The sequence below is a fragment of the Aeromonas sp. R3-1 genome, assembly GCF_040908345.1.
In the GTDB taxonomy this organism is placed as follows: domain Bacteria; phylum Pseudomonadota; class Gammaproteobacteria; order Enterobacterales; family Aeromonadaceae; genus Aeromonas; species Aeromonas veronii.
The window spans coordinates 24669-32036 of the sequence record NZ_JBFODN010000263.1; the positions used below are offsets into that span (position 1 = coordinate 24669).

Genomic DNA, 7368 nt, shown 5'->3' on the forward strand with positions numbered 1-7368 from the left:
GGCCATCACCCAAGAGAGGCCGCTCGGAGTACTATTCAGGCAACACGAATCACGCCCGCACTCAGGTATCGAGGCTTAACATGAAATGGATTTTCAACCCCGCCATCCGGCTGGGCAATCAGCTCTCCTTCAAATACAAATTCCTGCTCTGGTCCTGCCTGATGCTGCTGCCACTGGCCTACAGCATGACCAATCTGCTGGGGCGGCTGCAGGATGACAACGTCCAGGCCAACCGCGAGCTGGCGGGAGTGGTCAATCTCACCCCCGTGCCCGCTATCGAGCAAGCCCTGCTCACTCATCGCAATCTGGTAACCCGTCACGCCTATGAAGTGGATCCGGTCGGTGATGATCAGGTCAAGGCAGCCGCGCAAGCCGTTGATCAGAGCCTGCAAGCCTTTGCCGACACCCGCCAGAACAACCCCTCCTTTGAGGTGATCCAGCAGGGCTGGGCCGCCCTGCAGAGTAAAGCGGGCAAGCTGGAAGTGGAGCAGAGCAACTTGCGCCACGACAAGCTGCTGACCGAGGTGCGCCACCTCTACAAGCACATTACCGCCAGTAGCAGCCTGATCCAGGATCCGGCGCTCGGTACCTACTACATGGTGATCCTCGCCAGCGAGCGGTTGCCGCAGCTGCGCGACCTGCTGGCTCAGGTGCGGGATCGCGCCGCCACCATCGCCGATTTCGGCCTGTTTCAGGCCGAGGGCTATAGCGGCCTGCGTTTTCGTCTAGACCTTATCAGCGCCACTCTGCAAGAGCTGGAGGCCGACCTGACCCTGCTCTACCAGATTGAACCGGCCTACCGCGCCGAGCTGGGTCAGCAGACCGATGCTCTGATACGGCTGGTGCGTCAGGGGGTCGAGACCATGGAAAACAAGATGATGAAGGATCAGCTGGTGCAGCTCTCCACCAAGGAGGTGCAAGCGCTGGGGGATAAGATGGACGAGGCTATCACCGCGCTGGCAGGCCAGGTACGCCAGCGGCTGGAGGCCGACCTGCATCAGCGGCTGGCCGCCAACCAACGCCACTTCTGGTGGGTCACCGCGCCGCTGACCGCCAGCTTGCTGCTCTACCTCTACCTGATGATCGGTGCCTATCTCTCCCTGCGCGACACCGTAGGGCGGGTGCGTGATATCGCCGCCCGGGTCAACGCCCAGGATCTCAGCCAGCATATCGAGATCGTTGGTCAGGACGAGCTGGCCGCCATCAGCCGGGATTACAACGTGACCCTGGAGACCCTGCGCACCCTGATGCTGCGGGTGCGTGAAAATGGCGTCACAGTAGTGGAGAGCGCCACCGAGATCGAAGCGCGCACCTGCCGCTCGCAGGAGGTCATTGCCGATCAGCAAGGGGAGACCCATCAAGTCGCCACCGCCATCAAGGAGCTGGCCGCCACCTCCCAAGACATGGCGGGCAACGCCCTGCAAGCCGCCCGCATGACCCAGGAGGCGCAGAACGTGGTTGGTCAGGGCGAGGATGTGGTGGAGCGCACCATCAAGGCCATCGACCATATCAACCGCGAAGTGCTGCGCACCGCCGACACCATAGGCCAACTGGAGCAGCAGTGCAGTCAGATTGGTGGCGTCATCAGCGTGATCCGCGGCATCGCTGAGCAGACCAACCTGCTGGCTCTCAACGCCGCGATCGAAGCGGCCCGTGCCGGTGAGCAGGGTCGCGGCTTTGCGGTGGTGGCCGATGAGGTGCGATCTCTTGCCAACCGCACCCAGGGGGCTACCGTCGAGATCCAGCAGATGATTGAACAGCTGCAATCCGGCGCCCGCGCCTCGGTCACCGCCATGTCGGCGGCTAGCCATGAAGCGCAGGAGGGGGTCGGGCTGGCGCAGGAGGCAAAACAGGCTTTCGGCGCCATAACCGAGAAGGTGGATCGAATGGTCGATACCAACGCCATCATCGCCAGCGCCATCGAGCAGCAGGGCGCCGTGGTCAACGAGATCGAACGCAACGTGGTGCGCATCTCCGATGGCAGTGACGAGGCGCTGCAAGTGGCCAACGCCGCCCGCGATGCCGCCCGCCAGATCCACCAGCTCACCGAACAGCTGCGCGCCATGGTACAGAGCTTCGTGCTGTAACAGAGCGCTGGCAAGCCGGGCTCAACGTGAGCCCGGCATTATCCCGGTCTCGCCCCTGCCCACAACATCTCGGTTGCTCGGATCATCCAGAAAATCTCTGCGACCCACTTGCCGGGCAGATGCCAACAAAGTAGTCTCGAACGAAAACAAAGTGCGGCGTTCCCGACACGCACGGTCTGCGACGTCGAGGCAAGCCAGCCGCCTGCGAGCCACAGATTAAAACCAGCGTCACGTCATCTATCACCCGCTTCAAGCGAGGATTTACCCATGGCCAGATACCAGTTTTTTACCATTCCGGCGTCCAATCGGCAGCAATACACCTTTATCGACATGGCATCTCCGACTTTTCTGAGTGAAAAGGCGGCACTGCTGACCCAAGGATTCGAGGTGGAGGAGGACTTTATTGACGCGACCAGTCCACGGGAGGCCGTCGAGAAGTACCAGTCCAATTTTCTCTACGTGGCGGACGAGATTGGCAAGTCCGATAGCAGCTACGCCGCGGCCGTTGCCATGCTGGAGATTGGCAAGGGGTTATTGGGCAATAAAACCCGCTGAGATAAGGTACAGCGGTGAAGAGTGGTGGCCATCGTGGCAACACGCCCGATGGCCATATGGCAAGACATCAATTCGGTAAGTCAGAAGCGCCCCAGCAGCTGGAGCATCTCGATCAGCTCCTCTTCGCTGCTCGGCTCATAGGCCAGCTGAAGGCTCGGCGCAGCGCCCCCCATCAGCATGTAGACGTTGGTGCTGCAGTGGTCGTAGTGATACCACTTACCGTCGATACAGACGTCGGTATAGCATCTCGGGTCCCTTTTCAGTTCCATATGCACATCCTTTTGTTACATCCCATCAACATCACTCCTGACCGTAAAATAACCACCGAGGTTCACGCTTGATGCAGATCAAGGGAAACAGCTGAAAGGGGCAGATATCTGCCAGATCTGTGGCCTGCGGATGCCTTGAGCCCGCATCGGTTATCCGAATGAAGATGGGCCGAGTACCCCGTCATATCGCCGGATGGCCCCCGGTAACAAAAACGGCGCCCGCAGGCGCCGTTTTTTCATTTTCCCTCAAAAGCGAGGGGCAAACAGAAGGCTTATTCGTCTTCCAGATAGGCGTAGCCTTGCAGGCCCAGCTCCAGCTCGTCGAGCAAGGCTTTGCGAGTGGCATCGTCCAGCGCCGGGTGAGCGGCGATCCGCTGGTAGTTCTCGCGGATCACGGACGGGTCGATGTTGACGTAACGCAGCAGCTGGTCGACGGTGTCGCCACGCACCACGTTGCGAATGTCCATCTTGCCCTCTTCGTCCAGCCACACTTCCGCGCAGTGGGTGTCACCGAACAGGTTGTGCAGGTCGCCCAGGATCTCCTGATAGGCACCGACCAGGAAGAAACCGACGTGGCACTCTTCGTTCTCGCCGTAGACCGGCATCGGCAGGGTGCTCTCGACCCCCAGACCGTCGACATAGTGCTCGACCTGACCGTCGGAGTCACAGGTAATATCCATCAGGATACCGCGACGGCTAAGCGGACGATCGAGACCAGCCAGCGGCATCACCGGGAATACCTGACCGATACCCCAGGCATCCGGCAGGGACTGGAACAGAGAGAAGTTGGCAAAGCACTTGTCCGCCAGCTTTTCACTCAGCTCGTCAGCCAGCGCACGGTGGTTGCGGTTGACCGGGTTGAGCAGCTCTTTGAGTGCCAGACAGGTGTTCTGGTGCAGCATCTCGGCCCAGGCACGCTGTTCAAGGTTCAAGAGGCCCATGGTGTACTGGGTATTCACGTCACCCAGATCTGCCACCGAGTCATGGAAGATCTCCAACAGGGAGGGATCTTCGCTGCGCAGATCCAGCCAGCCTTTCCACATGTTTTGCAGAATGGTCGGTGCATCTTCGTCCGGCGCGCTGATGTCGTTCATCTCCACACCTTCGGCACCAATGATATTGGTGACCAGCACGGCGTGGTGGGCGGTCAGGGCACGGCCAGACTCGCTGATGATGGTCGGGTGCGGCAGATCGAACTCGCGGCAGACATCGCCGATGCCCCATACCACGTTGTTGGCGTACTCGGAGAGGCTGTAGTTGGCGGAGCAGTGGCTCTGGGAACGGGTTCCCTCGTAGTCCACACCCAGGCCGCCACCGACGTCCACGACTTCGATGTTGGCACCGAGGCGACGCAGTTCGGCGTAGAAACGGCCGCATTCGCGGATGCCGCCCTGAATGTCGCGGATATTGGCGATCTGGGAACCCAGATGGAAGTGCAGCAGTTGCAGGCAATCCAGCTTGCCCAGCCCGCGCAGACGCTCGATCAGCGCCAGGATCTGGGAGGCGGAGAGACCAAATTTGGACATGGAGCCGCCGCTCGATTCCCACATGCCGGAGCCGGTGGAAGCGAGCTTGGCACGCACCCCGATGTTGGGCTTGATATTGAGACGAGCTGACTCGTCCAGCACCATTTCCAGTTCGGAGGGCTTCTCCACCACGATGTAGACCTTGTGGCCCATCAGGTTGCCCAAGAGGGCGTGGCGGATATATTCGCGGTCTTTGTAACCGTTGCAGACGATCACCGAGCCTTGCTCATGGTGATGGGACAGCACGGCCAGCAGTTCCGGTTTGGAACCAGCTTCCAGGCCAAGCCGGGGCTTGTCGCTGTAGGACTGGCTGATGGTCTCGATGACACGACGCTGCTGGTTTACCTTGATCGGATAAACGCAGAGGTAGTCCCCTTCATAGCCTGACTTCTCGATGGCCTGACCAAAGGCGTTGAACAGCGCATCGACCCGACTCTTGAGAATGTCGGGGAAGCGCAGCAACACGGGGGTGGTCAGCCCGGACTGACGCAACTGTTCGATGGCGTCAGAGAGCACGATATGCGCGTCAGGGCGTGATTTGTCGGGGGCGACGGTCACATGACCGGCGTCATTGATATTGAAAAAACCCGCACCCCAGTAGGGAACGTTGTAGACCTTCAAGGAGTCCTTGCTGGACCAGTTAGTCATGGGCTATGCCTCGCAAATGAGCGACCCAAAGTCGCCTTCGTTACCCTCAATCACATCCAGACCATCTAGTGCAGAGTACGGCGAGCGCTGCCATCACGAGACGCAGCCACCCAAACCATCGCTTTGCACATCGCGGCAAGCCAGAGGCTGCCTGGTGGATCTTGGGGAAGTAACGAGTCTTGATGTGGGGCTGGTGGCTTTACATCAAGCTCAACGGTATGCGGTGCCACTATGCCGTAGCGCCGCGGTACTTTGATGACAGACGACATCAGCCACGCCGTCAGTTCATCATTCGGCAGCGATCCCGACAGAAGGAGAGGGTTCCAAGGAAGAGAAGCGAAGGCGCCAGCACGCATGCGTGTTGATAGACGACAACAACCACAGCCCACCTCACCGTCAGTGACCGCCCATGACAAGGGAAGATGATGAGCCGGTGGCCCACTCGGTCAAATGAAGGATGAGAGTCTGTTGTTCTCCCTGATACCGGAGCCTAACCGGTATTAAAGAAACCATTCCCCAGCAGTGTCTGTCGTTTCTGCGTGCCTCGCCCTATAGGCGTATGATCGGTCGGGTTTCTGGCGGCTCTGCCTGCTTCAGGGTTGCCCTTGGATCGGCGCGGAGTGTACACACTTACCGCGGGCAGTGACAATAAAAAATAGTGTTCAAAATCCCCTTTTAATAAGTCGATCAAATCTTGCTGGCGGGCAGGCGGGCTCTGGGATGGCGCAGGTTATGCGACAGCCTGGTTTCCCCTTGAAAAGTGTGTGAAAACGCCATGATTGGGCTGACGCCTTGCTGTGCGGTCGCTGAGGGGAATTTGGCCGCCACCGCCAGCGCCTAAATATCGCAATAAATGCCACATTTATGCGATCTCCCTCCGGGACGTTGCCCCGCGCGCCGCACATTCGCCGCTCTTCCCTTGCGTCAAAAAATGGGAAAAACCTGCGCTGACGCAATGAGTGCCCCGCACGGATTGGCCACAATGACCGCTCACAATCGGTTAGAGGCTGACTAATGGATACCCTGCTTGAGCGTTTTCTGCGTTACGTAACTTTTCATACCCGCTCCGATGAGACCAATCCAGCCTGCCCCAGCAGCGAAGGCCAGCTGATCTTTGCCCGCGCCCTGCAAGAAGAGATGAAGGCGCTGGGGCTGACCCGGGTCACTCTGGATGAGCACGGCTACCTCACCGGCTGCCTGCCAGGCAACCAGCCGGACGCCCCCGCCATCGGCCTGATTGCCCACATGGACACCGCCGACTACGAGGCGGAGCACGTAGTACCGCAAATCATCGAAAACTATCAGGGCGGCGACATCTGCCTTGGCAAGGGTGACGAGGTGCTCGCCATTCGTGACTACCGCTTCCTGAAAAACTACCTGGGTCAGGATCTCATCACCACCGACGGCACTACCTTGCTTGGCGCCGACGATAAGGCAGGCATTGCCGAGATCCTCACCGCCATCGACCACCTGCAGGCCCACCCCGAGATCCCCCGCGGCGATATCTGGGTCGGCTTTACTCCGGATGAGGAGATCGGCCGCGGCGCCAACCTGTTCCCGCTAGACAGATTCCCGGCCAAATGGGCCTATACCGTGGATGGCGGCGAACTGGGCGAGCTGGAGTATGAAAACTTCAACGCCGCCAGCGCCACGGTGCGTTTTATCGGCAATAACGTCCACCCCGGCACCGCCAAGGGGAGCATGATCAACAGCCAGACCCTGGCCGCCCGCTTCCACGCCGCCATGCCTGCCGAGCAGACCCCGGAGTGCACCGACGGGTATGAGGGCTTCTTCCATCTGACCCAGATGAGCGGCACCGTGGAGGAGAGCACCCTCCACTACATCATCCGTGACTTCGACGACGAGCACTTCGCCGCACGCAAGGCCGAGATGCAAAGCCGGGTGGCCGCCCTGCAGGCCGAGTATCCCAAGGCCCGCATCGAACTCACCCTGACCGACAGCTATCGCAACATGCGCAGCCAGATCGAGCCGCACATGCATATCGTCGAGCTGGCCAAGGCCGCCATGGAGGCCGCCGACGTGGTGCCGAAGATCAAACCCATTCGCGGCGGTACCGATGGCGCCCGCCTCTCCTTTATGGGTCTGCCCTGCCCCAACCTCTTCACCGGTGGCCACAACTTCCACGGCAAGCACGAGTTCATCCCGCTGCAATCCATGGAGAAATCGGTCGTCACCCTGGTGGAGCTGGTGCGCCTCACCGCTGCCTGGCGCGGTTAATCGGGTCGCTATCATTACCAGGGCAAAAGGGGGGAGCCGGTTTAC

At 60.0% G+C, this 7368-nt stretch carries 5 protein-coding genes; 3 read left to right on the plus strand and 2 right to left on the minus strand.

The window, feature by feature from the left end; genetic code table 11:
• The first annotated feature begins 80 nt into the window (after positions 1-80).
• Both AB5Y85_RS18360 and AB5Y85_RS18365 read left to right on the plus strand, forming a co-directional pair.
• Positions 81-2087 carry a methyl-accepting chemotaxis protein gene (locus tag AB5Y85_RS18360; RefSeq protein WP_257687431.1) on the plus strand — a complete coding sequence of 669 codons (2007 nt, stop codon included), beginning with the start codon at positions 81-83 and terminating at the stop codon, positions 2085-2087.
• A 267-nt stretch (positions 2088-2354) separates the two neighbouring features.
• Positions 2355-2642 (plus strand): hypothetical protein, encoded by a 288-nt coding sequence (locus AB5Y85_RS18365; protein ID WP_021229329.1) that lies wholly within the window; start codon positions 2355-2357, stop codon positions 2640-2642.
• Between the two features lie 80 nt (positions 2643-2722).
• Here the strand turns inward: AB5Y85_RS18365 and AB5Y85_RS18370 are convergent, their stop codons facing one another.
• Entirely contained in the window at positions 2723-2911 is a 189-nt protein-coding gene (locus tag AB5Y85_RS18370) for a hypothetical protein (protein WP_257687430.1), read from the minus strand.
• A gap of 272 nt (positions 2912-3183) precedes the next feature.
• Positions 3184-5085, minus strand: a complete 1902-nt coding sequence (gene speA / locus AB5Y85_RS18375) for a biosynthetic arginine decarboxylase (protein ID WP_069526750.1) — start codon at positions 5083-5085, stop codon at positions 3184-3186.
• Between the two features lie 1014 nt (positions 5086-6099).
• On the opposite strand from speA, the gene pepT reads away from it, so the two are divergent.
• A complete protein-coding gene (pepT, locus tag AB5Y85_RS18380) occupies positions 6100-7323 on the plus strand; it encodes a peptidase T (protein WP_101530451.1) in 1224 nt (407 codons plus the stop codon).
• Positions 7324-7368: the final 45 nt, after the last annotated feature.